Origin of the sequence: Streptomyces sp. M-16, from assembly GCF_052114405.1 — a bacterium.
Lineage (GTDB): Bacteria > Actinomycetota > Actinomycetes > Streptomycetales > Streptomycetaceae > Streptomyces.
Genome location: NZ_JBFRER010000005.1, coordinates 80,553 through 95,884, shown reverse-complemented (window position 1 = coordinate 95,884; position 15,332 = coordinate 80,553). Strand labels below are relative to the sequence as shown.

The following is a 15,332-nucleotide window of genomic DNA, read 5'->3' as shown; positions in this document are numbered from 1 at the left end:
CGTTGGCCAGGTCGCTGGGGCAGCCCGGGAGGTCCCGTCGCGTTCAGGATGCGTTCAGGCTCAACGTGCCACGGTCGGAGACGTTGCCCCCCTGGCGGCAGAGTCATTCACATGCCACCCGTCCGGCTTTCAGGATGGGCCCCATGTCGTTCGATCGACAGGAGACGTTGGGTTGCAGAACTCGGAGGTCCTCACCGACCCCGGCGTGCCGGGCACGCCGAGTACGACCAAGTCGGTGATGAAGAAGCTGCCCGAGGTGACGCCAGCCTTCTGGATCATGAAGATCGCCGCCACCACCCTCGGCGAGACCGCGGGCGACCTCTTCGCGCAGACCCTGAAGCTCGGCTACTTCCTCACCACGAACGCGCTGTTCCTGATCTTCGTGGTGACGCTGGTGGTCCAGCTCCGGTCCAGCAGCTACAACCCGTTCTTCTACTGGACAGTCATCCTGTCGACGAGCACGGCGGGCACCACGATGTCCGACTTCGCGAATCGCGATGCCAGCTCGAAGTACCTCGCGAGCGGCGCGGAGAAGCTCGGCTGGGGTCCGCAGGGCCTCGGCCTGGGCTACCCCGCCGGAGCGGCGATCCTGATCTCGATCCTCCTGGGGATCTTCATCGCCTGGAAGCGGAGCGGGATGACGTTCCAGATCCGCGACATCGTCACCCTCAAGGGCGAAGCGCTTTTCTGGGCGGCGATCCTCGTCTCCAACACCCTGGGCACCTCCCTGGGCGACTTCCTTTCCGACAGCTCGGGACTCGGCTACGCCGGCGGCGCCGTCCTCGTGACCGGCGCGATCGCCGTGCTCGCGGCGCTGATGAAGGTGCCAACCGTGCCGAACGTGCTCCTGTTCTGGATCGCGTTCGTCCTGACCCGCCCGCTGGGCGCCACGGCGGGCGACTTCCTCACCAAGCCGACGGCCAAGGGTGGCCTGGACCTCGGCACGGCGGGCTCCTCCGCGGTACTCCTCGCCGTGCTCTTCGGGCTGATGGCGTACGCAATGGTCCAGGAACGACGGGCGAGCGCACGATAGGCGAACGGCGCGCCGCACTCGTCTGCGCAGCCGGGCAGCCACGCCGCGGGCCGATGGTTGCCGCCCTCGCCCGTCGGCGCGGCCGGAGCGGATGCGCGTCAACCCTCGGCCGCGCGCCGTCCCACCCGTTCGGGGCTGCTCCTCCCACTCCTGGTGGGTGCGGTGCAAAGCCGGCCGCCCGGTGCCACCCGGGCGGGCCCGACCTGCAGGCTGCGCCAGCTCGCAGGGCGGAGTCGATCGTCGTCACCCACTCCATCGTCTACAGTTCAGCAGACTGTCTACTTGCCTGTAGTCACTGAGGGGTCCTCCGGGCTATCCCCCCTTTGTCCGAACCAGTAAGAGAGGCCGATCCCGTCCATGGCCACGCCCGCTTCCGCCGCGCTCGCGGTGAACCTCCTCGATGCCCATTCGCTGCTCGCGACGTTCGGCGTGATCGGGATCGCGGTGGTGATGTTCGCCGAGACCGGGCTCCTGGTCGGCTTCTTCCTGCCCGGCGACTCGCTCCTGTTCACCGCAGGTCTGCTCTGCGCCGGCGCGGCTGACAAGAGCGTGGCCCTGTCCCTGCCGGCGGTGTTGGCCGCCTCCGTGGTCGGCGCTCTGGCCGGCGCCCAGTGCGGTTACCTCATCGGCCGCAGGGCGGGCCCCGCCCTGCTGGCCCGCAGCAGCTCCAAGAAGCTCCACGAGGGTGCCGCACGGGCTGAGGAGCTCCTGGCGAAGTACGGGCACGCCAAGGCGATCGTGCTGGCCCGGTTCGTACCGGTGGTCCGCACGGTCCTGAATCCCCTCGCGGGGGTCTTGAACATTCCGGCCCGTGTCTTCACCTTCTGGCAGGTCGCGGGCGGCCTGCTGTGGACGGTGGGGCTGGTCCTGGCCGGCTACGCCCTCGGTTCGTCGATCCCCAGCGTCGACACGTACCTCCTGCCGATCGTGGGCCTGGTCGTCGCGGTCTCACTGCTGCCCGTGGCGATCGAACTCCTCCGCTCCCAGCGGAGCGGCAAGCAGCGGAACGGAACGGCACAATGACCCGCGGCTACGACGGATCCGGCGTCGACGGCAACGCCTACACCGACGTCACCGACCTCGCCCACCGGACCCCGGGCTGGCTCGACGACGTCATTTCCGCCTGGTCCCTCTATGGTCTGGCGCTGTTCGCCGTGCTGATGCTGGTGGCGTGGTGGCGGGCCCGCCGCACTGGATCACCGTCGGCCGTCACCGCGCTGGCCGTACCGCTGATCACGCTCGCGGGCTTCGGCGTCGATCTGCTGCTCAAGCTCGTGGTCCGCGAGGACCGGCCCTGCCAGAGCCTGCACGTGGCCGTACTGGAGGCCTGCCCCGCCCCTGGGGACTGGTCGTTCCCCAGCAACCATGCCGCCATCGCGTCCGCCGCCGCGGTCGCCCTGCTGTTCGTCTCGCGGCGCCTGGGCCTCGTGGCCCTGGGGGCGGCGGTGCTGATGGCGGCCTCCCGGGTCTGGGTCGGCGTGCACTACCCCCACGACGTCCTCGCCGGATTCGCGCTCGGCGCCCTGGTAGCCGTTCTCTGTGCACGAGCAGTCCGGCGCAGGCAGGGCGTACTGGCCGACCGACTCTGCCACGGCCGGCTGCGCCCGCTGCTGACCGCCCCGTGAGCCACCCCCGCATCTCCGGCCCCACCGGCCCGGCCACTGCCCGCCGGGCCGGCCGGCTGGCCGTGGCCGCCTTCGTCCTCCTGTCCGCACTCACCCTCTGGGTGAGCCGAGCCCCGGGCCTCCTCCTGCCGGGCGATGCGAGCCGGCACCGCTGGTCCGTGGCGCACCGCCCGCCGGTCGGCGACCGGTCCGCACCCGCCCCGGGCTGGTCCTTCCCCCCAGGTCACGCCACCACCAGGGCGATGACCGCAGCCCTGGTTCTCGCCGCGCTGGCCCTTGGTGGCAGGGGCGCTTCCGCCTCGCCGTCGTCGTGGGTTTCCCTCGTTGTCCGGGCCTACCTGCGATCGGCTCCGACCTCAGTCCGAGAGGAGGAGTGAGGTGAACCGCCGCATCCTCGTGGTCGAGGACGACCATCCTTTGCGGAACGTGATCCTGAGAGGGTTGCGTGAAGAGGGCTTCGACCCGGTGCCCGCGCCGGACGGCGCCGCCGCCATGCGGCTGGCCCGTGACCCCTTCGACGCCGTCGTACTGGACGTCGGCCTGCCCGACGCCGACGGCAGGGACGTCTGCCAGGCCCTGCGGGCCTCGGGTTTCAGCGCACCGGTGATCTTTCTGACCGCCCACCACCACCTCACCGACCGCCTCTCCGGCTTCTCCGCCGGCGGGGACGACTACCTGGCCAAGCCCTTCCACCTCACCGAGCTGGCGGCCAGACTGCGAGCCGCCATCAGGAGGGCCGGCCCGCCGCCGACGGCGGCTCAGGGCGACATCGTCCTCGACCCGGCACGGTTCACCTGCACCGCGGCCGGCGGACCCGTCGACCTCACACCGACCGAGTTCCGACTGCTCGCCGTACTCCTCTCCGCAGCCGGTGCTCTTGTCTCCCGCCGCGAACTCCTCCGGGCGGGCTGGCCCGAGGGAGCACAGGTCAGCGACAACACCCTCGACCAGTACCTGAGCCGCCTGCGCCGCAAGCTCCGCGCCGTCGGCAGCGAACGGACGATCACCACCAGCCGGGGAATCGGACACCGCTTCACATGACGGCACACATCCCCGCCGGGCGTCGGCCGCTGACGCTGCGCAGCCGGCTCTCACTGATCGCCGTCTCCATAGCGGCACTGCTGATGGCCGTCCTGATCCTGGCCTCCAACGCCATCGTGCGCCACCAGCTGGACCAGCGGGCGGACGACCATCTGCACACCCGGGCCGGCGCGGTGGCCTCGACCGTGGACACCACCGGCCGACAGGCCCGCGTCGTCGAAGTCCCCAACGACGACGCCCTGGACTCCGACGTGTGGATCTACGCAGGCACGGAGCGGCTCGAGGCCCCTCCCACCGCAGCCGATGACGGACCGCTCAGCCAGATCGCCGACACCCTCGCCGCCGGCCGCCGCCCTCACTGCGTCACCGCCGGCGACCGCGACCCGGTCCGCCTGTGCGCCCTGCCCGTCCCTGGACAGGCCCCCGCCACGGTGGTCGCCGCCGTCAGCCTTGTCCCCTACCGGACCTCCGCGGACACCGTGCTCCACGCCACCCTGGCCCTGGGCGCCGCCATGCTCGTCCTCACCTACGCCCTGACCCGCCTCGCGGTACGCCGCGCGCTGCGCCCCGTTCAGGCCATGACCGAGCAGGCCGCCGCATGGAGCACGCAGGACGGCGACGACCGGTTCGGCACCACGGCGCGCCCCGCCGAACTCGCCGCACTCGCGGCGTCGCTGGACACGCTCCTCGACAAGATCCGGGCCGGTATGCGCCACGAGCAGCAACTGACCCGAGAGCTGTCCCACGAACTACGCAATCCCCTCGCCCGGATCGTCGCCGAACTCGACTGGTGGCGCAGCCGCCCCCGTTCGCCGGAGGAGACCCGGAGCGCCCACGCGGTGATCGACGACGCGGCAACGTCCATGGGGACGATCTGCGACACCCTCCTGGACGAAGCCCGAGGAGCGGCCGCGACCCATCGGGGCCCGGCCGACGTCCACGCCGTCCTGGCCTCCTTGGCCGACCGGAGCAGCCCACCGCCGCCGGTCGAACTCCGGGTCGCGCCCGCGGCGGAACACCTGATGGCAGCAGCGCCGGGGGCGATCGTGGAACGGGCGGTCAGCCCTCTGATGGACAACGCCCTGCGCTACGCGCACTCCCGTGTCAGTGTCACCGCTTGGCTGGACGGGGCGTCCATCCACATCGAGGTCACCGATGACGGACCGGGTGTCCCCGCGGCCTTCGGCACCGAGCTCTTCCAGCCCGGGCGGCGGGCCGATCCCGGTGACGGGCACGCCGGAGCGGGTCTGGGACTGTCGCTCGCACGACGCCTGGCCCGCTCCGCCGACGGCGACGTCGCCCACGACGCGGCGTACGGTGACGGCGCCCGCTTCGTGGTCACCCTGCCCAGCGGCTGACCTCTCCTCGGAGGCCTTGGCCGTGGCATACAGGGAAACTGCGGGGGCGAGGGCCATGGTCGCTCCCGCGTCGAACAGGCTGCCGGACGATCCGGCCTTCGCGCTGCCCGCCCCGGTCCGTGCGGAGCCGGTAATGAGCTGAGCCACAGGCCTGAGAGCAGGACGGCGCCGACGCAGACCATGGCAACGGTGCTGAACCGGCGCCAGATCTCCGCCCCAGCACGCCGGCTCCGTCTCCGAGACGTGCGCGGGCCCGGGACGAACAAGGCGATCATCGCTGCCGACTCGACGCAGAGAGCGAGGTTCTGCACGGGATGGACGGTTCCCTGGGCGATGCAGCCAGCCGCTGCCCGTTCGCCGTCGCGCGGCGGACGGAACCGCGGATCGGTGACGGGTCCGCGTACCTGCGCCACGGCTGGTACCTCGTGCGCGGCCAGGTGCAGGTCGATACCGCGTGCCACCCGGAGCGGTGGGCGGAGAAGTCCGTCGGGTAGGTCACGGCCGGGACCGTGAGTCTGTCTGCCAGGCAAAGAGGGCCGAGCACGTGACCTGCGGCGCGCCGGTGGTCACGCGCCGTGTGCCTCTCCGCCGCGCGCCCGGGCCCGGAAGTGGCCGTAGGCCATGAAGGCGAAGAGGATCGTCAGGAGCACGGCCGAGGAGCCGGCGGTGCCCAGGTCAAGGCCGCCCTTGGCGGTGGGCTTGGTGAGGAAGTCGCCCGCGGTGGCACCCAGGGGGCGGGTGAGGACGAAGGCGATCCAGAAGAGGACGACGTTGGGGACGGCGGGCACGCGGATGAGGGTGACGAGGACGAGGAGAATCCCGGTGATCAGCAGGGCGCTGCCCGCGTAGCCGAGTCCGGAGCTGTCGGAGAGGAAGTCGCCCATGGACGTGCCCAGGGTGTTCGAGACGAGGATCGCGGACCAGAACAGTGCCTCGCCGCGGAAGGTCACGATGTCGCGGATGACGAAGGTCTGGCCGGTGAAGTTCCAGGCGACGAAGATCGCGATGAGCAGCGAGATGAGGATGGCCGCACCGGCCGGGTATCCGAGCCCCAGGCCCTGTGGGCCCCATCCCAGCGTGGTGGCGCCCTTCGCCAAGTACCTGGAGCTGGCGTCGCGGTTCATGAAGTCCGACACGGTGGTGCCGACCATGCTGGTGGAGACGATGACGGGCCAGTAGAAGAACGGGTTGTAGTGCTTGGCCCGCAGCTGTACCAGCAGGGTCACCACGAACATGAGGAACAGGGCGATGGTGGTGAGGAAGTAGCCCAGGCGCAGGGTCTGCGCGAACAGGTCTCCCGCCGTCTCGCCCAGGGTGGTGGCGGCGATCTTCATGATCCAGAAAGCCAGGGTGACCTCCGGAAGCTTCCGCACGACGTACTGGGCGGTGTCGGCCTCTTCGGGCAAACCGGGCGCGGAAGGCTTTGCCGCCGCCTTGGCCGGGGGCAGCGGGCGGGGCGAAAGGTGCAGCCGCCCTTCGTGCATCGCCCACCGCTTTCGGAGTCTTCCGGCGACGGCCGGGTCGTGGGTGGTCACCACCAGGGCGGCTCCCGCCTCGTCCGCGGCTGCGAGGAGCATGTCGATGACCCGTCGGCCGGTGGCGCGGTCCAGGTGGCCGGTGGGATCGTCCGCCAGGATCAGTCGGGGGGACGTGGCCAGGGTGCGGGCGATGGCCACGTGCTCGGTCTGGCCGCCGGAGAGCTCGGTGGGCATTTTGTGGGCCAGGTCGGTGGCGGCCACCACGGAGAGGCAGTGCAGGGCCCGTATGTGCGCCCGTTCCCGGGGAACACCGGCCAGTACCAGGGGCAGCGCGGCGTTCTCCGCCACGTTCAGCGCGGGAACCAGGGCGGGTTCCTGGACCACGACTCCGACCTGTCCGTGCGCGGGTATCCGGGGCAACCCCGGCCAGGTGATCTCGCCGGCCGTGGGTTGTTCGACGTCTGCCATCAGATGCAGCAGGGTGGACTTCCCGGAGCCCGAAGGGCCCGTGATGGCTATCCGGTCGCCGACGTGGACCTGGCAGGTCGCGCTGTTCACGGCGACCACGGCTTCCGGACCGTGGCCGTAGGTGCGGGCGGCCTCCTGGCAGCGCAGAAGCAGGGTGTCCGCGGTGGTCACGGCAGGGCCTCTCGACGGCCTGCCTGGTCGACCCGGCAGGCGGTCCCGATGACTCCGGGGGTGTCGAAGGGGAGGGCGGCTCGCCGCTTTCCGGAGTGCGCGCGGGTCTGGGCGGGGGTGGGTCGCATGATCATGGCGCCTTTCGGGAGACTGAACGGAACCACGGGTCCCCTCCGACGCTAGGCAATGGCTGGTTAGCGCCCGGCACGGCCATGGTGAGAGGACGGTAAAGCGCCAGATCACACCCCTCTGGCCTGCCACGGGAACCCCGGCGCATGTGCGCGCGGGCGCGGCACACTCCACCAGCTCGCCGACCGCCCCGGCACATGAGGATGTGCTGGGGCGGTCCGCCATCTGTCGTCTGGTCAGCCGAGCGAGGTCAGAAGCGTGTTGAGTGCGTTGACCTCGCCGGCCTTGTCTGGGTGCGGGGCGCGCAGTGCCTTCAGTACCTGATCGATCTGACCGTCGAGGAAGTTCCACGCCTTCTCGCTCTTGGGCTCAAGGGTGGACTGGTCGTCGTCCCAGGCGGTCTCCAGGTCCTTGACTCGACTGGTGGCGGCTCGCTGATCACCCGCGTTCACTTTCGCCAGGGTGTCGGCCGTGATGGTGCGGAACTTCGCGATCTCGGCCGCAGGGAACGGTGACGTCGCCTCCTGCGGGGTGATCTGGCTGGTCACCGGCGCGGGCGTGTCCTCTTCGCCGGTCGGGGTGGCGTGCGGCTGTTGGTGCGCCCAGACGAGGAGCGCAGCGGCTGCGACCGCTACGACGGCGTAGTACGCGAGCATGCCCCGCTCACGAGCCGTTGCCCGGTTCAGCGCCCGTGGGCTACCGGTCGGGTCCTGGGCCGCGATGACGTCGCTTCGGCTGAGCGTGAGGTACACGACCGTGGCGAGGATGGCGACCAGGAAGATCACACTGGTCAGTGCGGTGCCGAGGCCCAGACCGCCGTCGCCGCCGGGCGATCCGAACCAGTCGCCGAGGTTGGCGCCGAGCGGGCGGGTGAGGATGTAAGCCAGCCAGAAGGAGAGCACGGCATTGGCGCCGAGGCGCCATCCGACGATGATCGCGACGATCAGGCCGAGCGGCAGGAGCACGGAGACGCCCGCGGTCCAGCCGGTCAGCTCCAGGGTCCAGTCTCCGGTGGCGGTGCCGAGGGCGAAGGTGACCAGGACCGCGAGCCAGTAGAAGAGTTCACGGGGCCGGGTGGTGATGCTGTGGACCGACAGGGTCCGCTCTCGCACGTACCAGACGCCGAAGACCACGGCGAGGACGCCGGCGAAGGCGGTACTGCTCAGGGCGAGCGGCACTCCCTGGCTGTCGGTGAGGATGTCGGTGTAGAGCGTGCCGGTCACACTCACCACCACGACGGTGAGCCAGTACACGAACGGGATGTAGCGGGCGGCGCTCAGCTGCCAGGCCAGGACGGCTGCCAGGGCACCGGTGAAGATCAACGCGGTGTTGACCAGGCCGACACCGAGGTTCATGTTGATCCAGTCGGCGAAGCTTTCGCCGACCGTGGTGCACAGGATCTTGATGATCCAGAACCAGATCGTCACCTCGGGAACCTTGTTCAGCATCTGCCTGCCAGGCGTCCGTACGCTCTCGCCGGTTCGCCGCTGGTCACCTGGCTGGGCACCTGTCCCTGGAACCGTGGGACTCTCGGACGTTTCGTAGGTCATGCGGCCCGACTGTGCCATCGGGAACCTGAACGCATCCTGACCACCTGGCCGGGCACGACGACAGCGACGTACCGGTCGCCGTACTCGACGGTGCGCGGAGTCGGCGGAGGACGAGCCCACCGCCGGCCTCGACCCCGGCCCTGCGCGACGAGATCCCGTGCTGCCGGTGGGCGGGCTCATGATGACCCTGCCGGCCCGGCTACGAACCGAGCGAGGGCTTGCGGTCGTCCTTGTCTCCGGTCGGGCCGGCGAAATCCTCGACCCCACCCCCTCCGGACACCCCACACCCACCGCGGGCCGAAAGAAAAAGGTGATCCGCAGCTGAGTCTGTGCTCGTCCCCGACTCCCCCCGGCGGGTCACCCCTCTTCGTGCAGCGGCAGCAGGAGCGTGAACCGGGTCGGAGCGGTCGAAGCCAGCGCGAGTCGCCCTTCGGCCGCTCCGGCAAGCTGTCGTGCCAGCGCCAATCCGATGCCCGAACCGTCGCCGATACCGCGCTCGAAGATCGTCCGAGAGTCCAGGGGCATTGTTCCCTCATCGGCGACATCCAGCGCGAGAGCGGTCCCGAGATCGCGCAGGGTCAGCGTGACGGTTCCCTGGCCGTGATGGTGGGCGTTGTCCAGGAGGACGTCGAGGATCTGGTCGACCGTGCGCCCGGGAACGGGCAGTCGGCCTGCCTCTGGTTCCCAGACCGTGGTCAGGCGGCGGCCTTCGCCGGCGAACACGCCGTGCCAGCGTCGATCGGCTGCTTCCAGCAGCTCCCCCGCCGGCTGGTTCGCGACGAGCGGGAGCCTGCCGATGCCCGCCCTGGCGAGACGCAGGACCTCGTCGATGGTGTGATCCAGGTGCCGGGAGCGTTCGGCCGCCTCGGCGAGCGCGGCACGAGGGTCCGCCTCCGGGTCGGCCAGGGCTGCTTCCAGGCCGAGCTGCAATCCGGTCAGAGGGGTGCGCAGCTGGTGCGAGGCGTTGGCGGTGAAGTGCCGTTCGTGTTCGAGGAGCCGTGCCAGATGGGTGACCATGGCGTTGTGGGCGCGGGCCACTTCGTCGATCTCCGCGATCGTGCTGTGTCCCGCCCGCGCGGTCAGGTCTCCGTCGGCGATGGCGAGCGAGGTTCGTGCCAGGGCCTCCAGGGGCGCGGCAAGGGCGGCCGCCTGTTTGCGGGCGACGACAACGGCCGCGCCGAGCGCCAACAGGCACAACGCCAGAAGTGCGGCCCAGCCCCACAAGACCCGCGTCCACACCGTGCGGGAACCGGTCGAAGCGCGGATCGCCCCGATGACCCGCTCACCGCTGGAGACAGGTACCGCGACGACGAGTTGTCCGTCCGACTGGCTCTGGGCCACGCTCCCGGCGAGAGCGCGGTGCACCGCACCTCCTCCGGTGGCCGGCCCGGAGCCTGATCGGAGCCTGGCTGCGGTGTCGTAGAGGGCGAGTGCCTCTCCGGGCTGGGCGCTCGGGAGTTCCACCGGGTCCCCCGCGGAGAAATCGGGGCCCACCTGGACGACGGCTGCCATGGCGTCACGTTCCAGCTCCCCGCGTTCGTCGGCGAAGAATGCGTAGCGAACGGCCACCGCCAGCGGGACGGCAAGCAGGACCAGGGCCACCGTCGCGGCCACCAGGGCCACGCGGACCACGCGTGCTCTCATGGCGCCCATCATGAGGGCGGCGGGCGCCTGCCGACGGCTTCGGGCACGGCGGGTTTTGCCGTCCTCTCACCGTGAACGGTGCGGGCGCTAACCGGCGCGGTCCTAGCGTCGTGGACAGAGCAGTCCGCCCTCCTGCGAAGGAGCACGAGGATCATGCGACTCACCCATGCTCTTCCCCTGCCCGTGATCTCACTGGTAGTGGTCGGCTCCGCACTGGCCGGATGCGGTTCCACGCACGCCCCCGCTCCCCCGGCCGCCGTCACCACGACGGCACCGGCTCCCGCAGAGTCCAACCCGGCCGGCGACATTCCCGACAACCAGGCCTACGTCACCTACCGGTCCGGCGCGGGCGGTTTCAGCCTGAAGGTTCCGGAAGGCTGGTCACGTACCGACGCGGCCAACGGCGACGTCACCTTCACCGACAAGCTGAACCGGATCGCCATGCACACGGCCACGGCCGCCGCGCCCGCCACAGTGCAGAGCGTGAACGCGGACGTCGTCCCGGAGCTGCGCGGTCAGGTACCCGGCTTCGCGGCGGGCAAGACCACCACGGTCGCCCGGCCGGCCGGGAACGCCGTCCTCCTCACCTACCGGGGGAATGCTCCCGTGAACCCGGTGACGGGCAAGGCGGTGCGCGACTCCTTCGAGCGGTACGCCTTCTTCCACGCAGGACACCAGACCGTGCTCACCCTTTCCGGGCCGGTCGGCGCCGACGACGTCGATCCGTGGCGCACCGTCACGGACTCCTTGCGGTGGCAGTGATGGGCCTGGCCGGCGGTGAGGCGGAGGTACTCACCGCCCGCGACCTGTACCGGTTCTACCGCTCGGGAGCGGAGGAGACCCTCGCCCTGCGGGGAGTCAGCCTGGAGGTGAAGCGCGGAGAAACGCTCGCCGTCATCGGTCCGTCCGGATCGGGCAAGTCCACCCTGCTGGCCTGTCTCGCCGGGCTGGACGAGCCCGACGGCGGCTACGTGTACGTGGGCGGCGAGCGTGTCAGCCACCGCCCGGAAGCCGAACGGGCACGCGTGCGAGCCCGACGCATCGGTGTACTGCTCCAGTCCGGGAACCTCCTGCCGCACCTGGACCTGGGAACCAACATCCTCCTGGCCCGCTCGGCGGCCCGGTCCGACCGTACGCCGTCGCGGCCACCCGGCGTCGCTGAACTCCTCGATCAAGTGGGGCTGGGCGGCCGGCGACTGGCCCTGCCCCGCGCGCTGGCCGGAGGCGAGCGGGCCCGCGCGGGCCTGGCCGTCGCCCTGGCCAACGCACCCGATGTCCTGCTCGCCGACGAGCCCACCGGGGAACTCGACAGCCGGACCGAGCAACTGATCCTCGGCCTGATCCAGGACCGTGCCCGGGCCGGTGCCGGGGTCCTCCTCGTCACCCACAGCAGGCAGGCCGTCAAAACAGCCGACCGGGTCATCACCCTGCACGACGGAAGGATCCGGTCATGAGCACCGCCGGCGTCCTCGTGCGCTGCCGGGCAGCGGCCCGAACCTACGGCGCTGGCCCCACCGCTGTCGTCGCGGTCCACGGCGCCTCCTGCGAGATCCGCGCAGGAGACCGCATCGCGATCACCGGGCCGTCCGGATCCGGCAAGTCCACCCTGCTCCACCTGCTGGCCGCCCTCGAAGTCCCGACCACCGGCGAGGTCACCTGGCCCGGTCTGGCGGAGAAGCCAGGCCCGAAGACCGTCGGGGTCGTCTTTCAAGGCCCCAGCCTCATCCCCGCACTGGACGTCGCGGAGAACACCGCCCTTCCCCTGGTCCTCGCCGGGCAACCGGAGCCTGCGGCCCGACGGCGCGCCCTGGACTGCCTGGACCTCGTGGACGCCGCCCACCTGGCGGACAAGCTGCCCGAGGAACTGTCCGGTGGCCAGGCGCAGCGGGTCGCCGTCGCCCGGGTACTGGCGGCGGCCCCCCGGCTGATCCTCGCGGACGAGCCGACGGGGCAGCTCGACCAGGGCACCGGCAGCCGGGTCATCGACGCGCTGGTGGCCACCGCCGACGCCCTCGGTGCCGGCCTGGTCGTCACCACCCATGATCCCCACGTCGCCCGGCGCCTGCGTGAGCAGTGGTCCATGCACGACGGTCGCCTGCAGCCGGGTCCTCCCACCCCCCAGGACTCTCAGCCGCCTTCGCCACAGGGAGACGGGCAGTGATCGCCGCCTGGGTCCGGGGACTCCTGCGTCACCGGACGGGACGCCTCGCCGCCACTGCCGCGGGCATCGCCCTGACCGTCGCGCTCGTCACGGCTCTGGGTTCCTTCCTGACCGCCTCGAAGTCCACGATGACGGCCCGCGCGGTGCGTTCGGTGGCCGTCGACTGGCAGGCTGAAATCCAGCCGGGCGCCGACCCGGACGCGGTCCTCGCGGCGATCCGGGCCACCCCGGGGGTCCGCGCCGGTGAACCCGTCGGTCTGGTCCGCAGCACCGGACTGCAGACCACCACTGCGGGCAGCACCCAGAGGACCGGGCCGGGCGTCGTCCTCGGCCTTCCCGACGGCTACCGCCGTACCTTCCCCGGCGCCGTACGCCTGCTCGCAGGCACCGGCGCCGGGGTACTGCTCGCCCAGCAGACGGCAGCCAACCTGCACGCCGCGCCCGGAGACACGGTCACCGTCCAGCTGCCCGGCGCCGCACCAGCCCCGCTGACCGTGGCGGGAGTCGTGGACCTGCCGCAGGCCGACTCCCTGTTCCAGAAGGTGGGTGCCCCGCCCCAGTCCCAGCCTTCCGCTCCGCCGGACAACGTGGTCCTCCTGCCGCGAGACCTCTTCACCCGGCTGACCGCACCGGTCTCCGCCACGGACCCGGCCGCCGTCACCGCCCAGATCCACGTCGCCCGCGACGCACCGCTGCCGGCGGACCCCGCAGCCGCCTACACCGCCGTCACCGCCGCCGCCCGCAACCTGGAGGCCCGTACCTCCGGCGGCGTCGTCGTCGGCGACAACCTGGGCGCCGCGCTCGACGCCGCGCGCAAGGACGCCCTCTACGCCCAGGTCCTCTTCCTGTTCCTCGGTGTTCCCGGCGCGGTGCTCGCCGCCCTGTTGACCGCTGCGGTGGCGGGAGCGGGGGCGGACCGCAGGCGCCAGGAACAGGCTCTTCTGCGCACCCGCGGGCTGCCGCCGCGCCGGGTGGCAGCCCTGGCCTCGGCCGAGGCCGCAGTGGTCGGCATCACCGGCGGTCTGCTGGGAATCGGGATCGCCGCACTCGCCGGCCGGGCCGCCTTCGGCAGCGCCTCCTTCGGTGTGGGCGCCCGGGCCGCCCTGGCCTGGTCCGCCGCCGCACTCTTGCCGGCCCTGGCCGTGGCCGGCGCGTCCGTTCTCGTGCCGGCCCTGCGTGACCTGCGCTCCAGCACGGTCATGCAGGCCCGACGGGAGGTGCGCCGGGCCCGTTCACCTCGCTGGATGCGCTACGGCCTGGACTTCGTCCTGCTCGCCGTCTGCCTCCTGGTGTTCAAGGCGTCCGCTTCCAACCAGTACGCCCTCGTGCTGGCTCCCGAGGGAGTGCCGAGCATCTCCGTTTCCTACTGGGCCTTCCTGGGGCCCGCACTGCTGTGGCTGGGCGGTGCCCTGCTGCTGTGGCGCCTGACCTACCTCGCCCTGGCACACGGCAAGCCGCTCCTCTCCCGCCTGACCCGGCCCCTGACCGGCACACTCGCCACGACCACGGCGGCGAGCATGTCGCGCAGGTGCCGGCCGCTGGCACACGCGGCCGTCCTCCTGGCCCTCGCCCTGGCCTTCGCCGTTTCCACCTCCGTTTTCAACGCCACCTACCGGCAGCAAGCAGAGGTCGACGCCCGCCTGAGCAACGGTGCCGACGTCACCGTCACCCAGCCGCCCGGCACCAGTACGGGACCCGGAGCGGCCTCGGCTCTGCACGTCGCCGGCGTCCGGCAGGTCGAACCGCTCCAGCACCGCTTCGCGTACGTGGGAGCAGACCTCCAGGACCTGTACGGCGTCCGGCCCACCACCATCGCGAGCGCCACCTCCCTCCAGGACGCCTACTTCGCGGGCGGCACCGCCCGCGCCCTGCTGGACCGTCTCGCCGCCCGGCCCGACGCCCTCCTGGTCAGTGAGGAAACCGTCAAGGACTTCCGCCTGGCGCCGGGCGACACGGTCAATCTGCGCCTCAAGGACAACCGCACTCAGGCCCTGCACACCGTCCCGTTCCACTACGCGGGCATCGTCAAGGAGTTCCCCACCGCCCCGAAGGACAGCTTCCTGGTCGCCAACGCCGACTACGTGGCCCGCACGACGGGCAGTGACGCCGTCGGAGCGTTCCTCCTGGACACCGGCGGGGCACACCAGCACGGCGTCGCCGCCGCGCTGCGCCAGAAGCTGGGCCCGTCCGCCACGGTCACCGACATCACCCAGGCCCGCTCCACCGTCGGCTCCAGCCTCACCGCTGTGGATCTGGCAGGTCTCACCCGGATCGAACTCGCCTTCGCGGTGCTGCTGGCGGCCGCCTGCGGGGGCATCGTGCTGGCCCTGGGGCTGGCCGAACGCCGGCGCACCTTCGCGATCACCACGGTCCTCGGCGCCACCGGCCGCCAGCTCCGTGGGCTGGTCCTCTCCGAGGCGGCCACGTTGACCGCCGCAGGACTCGCGGGCGGCACCCTCGTCGGCTGGGCCCTCTCCCAGATGCTCGTCAAGGTCCTCACCGGTGTCTTCGACCCACCGCCGGCCACCGCCGCCGTCCCGTGGGCCTACCTGGCCGTCACCGTCGCGGCCACCGTCACGGCCCTCGCCTCAGCCGCCCTGAACGCCGCCCGACGTTCTGCCCGCCCACCCGTCGAAGAACTGCGTGAACTGTGACGCACAGGCCTACGCTGCTT

14 protein-coding genes are annotated in these 15,332 nt (G+C 71.4%); 10 read left to right on the top strand and 4 right to left on the bottom strand.

The window, feature by feature from the left end; translation table 11 throughout:
- The first annotated feature begins 172 nt into the window (after window positions 1–172).
- The 6 genes from AB4039_RS04190 (at window position 173) to AB4039_RS04165 (ending at window position 5,551) form a co-directional block, all read left to right on the top strand.
- Window positions 173–1,033, top strand: coding sequence for a COG4705 family protein (locus AB4039_RS04190; RefSeq protein ID WP_442269993.1), 861 nt, complete (start codon window positions 173–175; stop codon window positions 1,031–1,033).
- 357 nt (window positions 1,034–1,390) lie between these two features.
- A complete protein-coding gene (locus AB4039_RS04185; protein WP_266844266.1) occupies window positions 1,391–2,056 on the top strand; it encodes a DedA family protein in 666 nt (221 codons plus the stop codon).
- On the top strand, window positions 2,053–2,658 hold the full coding sequence (locus tag AB4039_RS04180; RefSeq protein WP_442269992.1) for a phosphatase PAP2 family protein: 606 nt from the start codon (window positions 2,053–2,055) through the stop codon (window positions 2,656–2,658). The genes AB4039_RS04185 and AB4039_RS04180 overlap by 4 nt, the downstream gene beginning before the upstream one ends.
- A gap of 378 nt (window positions 2,659–3,036) precedes the next feature.
- Window positions 3,037–3,699, top strand: coding sequence for a response regulator transcription factor (locus AB4039_RS04175; protein WP_442269991.1), 663 nt, complete (start codon window positions 3,037–3,039; stop codon window positions 3,697–3,699).
- Window positions 3,696–5,057: a sensor histidine kinase gene (locus AB4039_RS04170; RefSeq protein ID WP_442269990.1), complete on the top strand. Its 1,362-nt coding sequence runs from the start codon at window positions 3,696–3,698 to the stop codon at window positions 5,055–5,057. The genes AB4039_RS04175 and AB4039_RS04170 overlap by 4 nt, the downstream gene beginning before the upstream one ends.
- A 314-nt stretch (window positions 5,058–5,371) precedes the next feature.
- On the top strand, window positions 5,372–5,551 hold the full coding sequence (locus AB4039_RS04165; protein WP_442269989.1) for a hypothetical protein: 180 nt from the start codon (window positions 5,372–5,374) through the stop codon (window positions 5,549–5,551).
- A gap of 72 nt (window positions 5,552–5,623) precedes the next feature.
- On the opposite strand, the gene AB4039_RS04160 is transcribed toward AB4039_RS04165, so the two are convergent.
- The 4 genes from AB4039_RS04160 to AB4039_RS04145 all read right to left on the bottom strand — a co-directional run bounded on the left by AB4039_RS04160 (window position 5,624) and on the right by AB4039_RS04145 (window position 10,497).
- Window positions 5,624–7,174: an ATP-binding cassette domain-containing protein gene (locus AB4039_RS04160; RefSeq protein ID WP_442269988.1), complete on the bottom strand. Its 1,551-nt coding sequence runs from the start codon at window positions 7,172–7,174 to the stop codon at window positions 5,624–5,626.
- The gene (locus AB4039_RS04155; RefSeq protein WP_442269987.1) at window positions 7,171–7,302 is read right to left on the bottom strand and encodes a hypothetical protein; all 132 of its coding nucleotides are present in this window, start codon (window positions 7,300–7,302) and stop codon (window positions 7,171–7,173) included. The genes AB4039_RS04160 and AB4039_RS04155 overlap by 4 nt, the downstream gene beginning before the upstream one ends.
- A 237-nt stretch (window positions 7,303–7,539) precedes the next feature.
- Entirely contained in the window at window positions 7,540–8,751 is a 1,212-nt protein-coding gene (locus AB4039_RS04150; RefSeq protein WP_442269986.1) for a COG4705 family protein, read from the bottom strand.
- A gap of 459 nt (window positions 8,752–9,210) precedes the next feature.
- The gene (locus AB4039_RS04145) at window positions 9,211–10,497 is read right to left on the bottom strand and encodes a HAMP domain-containing sensor histidine kinase (protein WP_442269985.1); all 1,287 of its coding nucleotides are present in this window, start codon (window positions 10,495–10,497) and stop codon (window positions 9,211–9,213) included.
- Window positions 10,498–10,650: 153 nt separating this feature from the next.
- Between AB4039_RS04145 and AB4039_RS04140 the strand changes: the two genes are divergently transcribed.
- From AB4039_RS04140 to AB4039_RS04125, 4 genes are read left to right on the top strand one after another with little or no spacing between them, the layout of a single operon-like run.
- Window positions 10,651–11,259 (top strand): hypothetical protein, encoded by a 609-nt coding sequence (locus tag AB4039_RS04140; protein ID WP_266844277.1) that lies wholly within the window; start codon window positions 10,651–10,653, stop codon window positions 11,257–11,259.
- On the top strand, window positions 11,259–11,951 hold the full coding sequence (locus tag AB4039_RS04135; protein ID WP_266844907.1) for an ATP-binding cassette domain-containing protein: 693 nt from the start codon (window positions 11,259–11,261) through the stop codon (window positions 11,949–11,951). Before AB4039_RS04140 ends, AB4039_RS04135 begins: the two co-directional genes overlap by 1 nt.
- On the top strand, window positions 11,948–12,658 hold the full coding sequence (locus AB4039_RS04130) for an ATP-binding cassette domain-containing protein (protein WP_266844279.1): 711 nt from the start codon (window positions 11,948–11,950) through the stop codon (window positions 12,656–12,658). The genes AB4039_RS04135 and AB4039_RS04130 overlap by 4 nt, the downstream gene beginning before the upstream one ends.
- Entirely contained in the window at window positions 12,655–15,312 is a 2,658-nt protein-coding gene (locus AB4039_RS04125) for an FtsX-like permease family protein (protein ID WP_442269984.1), read from the top strand. The genes AB4039_RS04130 and AB4039_RS04125 overlap by 4 nt, the downstream gene beginning before the upstream one ends.
- Window positions 15,313–15,332 lie beyond the last annotated feature (20 nt).

Excerpts from the sequence above, each read along its gene's own strand:
- AB4039_RS04185 (WP_266844266.1), top strand. The coding sequence starts at position 1,391 with ATGGCCACGCCCGCTTCCGCCGCGCTCGCGGTGAACCTCCTCGATGCC.
- AB4039_RS04180 (WP_442269992.1), top strand. The coding sequence starts at position 2,053 with ATGACCCGCGGCTACGACGGATCCGGCGTCGACGGCAACGCCTACACC.
- AB4039_RS04170 (WP_442269990.1), top strand. The coding sequence starts at position 3,696 with ATGACGGCACACATCCCCGCCGGGCGTCGGCCGCTGACGCTGCGCAGC.
- AB4039_RS04165 (WP_442269989.1), top strand. The coding sequence starts at position 5,372 with ATGGACGGTTCCCTGGGCGATGCAGCCAGCCGCTGCCCGTTCGCCGTC.
- AB4039_RS04155 (WP_442269987.1), bottom strand. The coding sequence starts at position 7,302 with ATGCGACCCACCCCCGCCCAGACCCGCGCGCACTCCGGAAAGCGGCGA.
- AB4039_RS04150 (WP_442269986.1), bottom strand. The coding sequence starts at position 8,751 with ATGCTGAACAAGGTTCCCGAGGTGACGATCTGGTTCTGGATCATCAAG.
- AB4039_RS04145 (WP_442269985.1), bottom strand. The coding sequence starts at position 10,497 with ATGAGAGCACGCGTGGTCCGCGTGGCCCTGGTGGCCGCGACGGTGGCC.
- AB4039_RS04140 (WP_266844277.1), top strand. The coding sequence starts at position 10,651 with ATGCGACTCACCCATGCTCTTCCCCTGCCCGTGATCTCACTGGTAGTG.
- AB4039_RS04135 (WP_266844907.1), top strand. The coding sequence starts at position 11,259 with ATGGGCCTGGCCGGCGGTGAGGCGGAGGTACTCACCGCCCGCGACCTG.
- AB4039_RS04130 (WP_266844279.1), top strand. The coding sequence starts at position 11,948 with ATGAGCACCGCCGGCGTCCTCGTGCGCTGCCGGGCAGCGGCCCGAACC.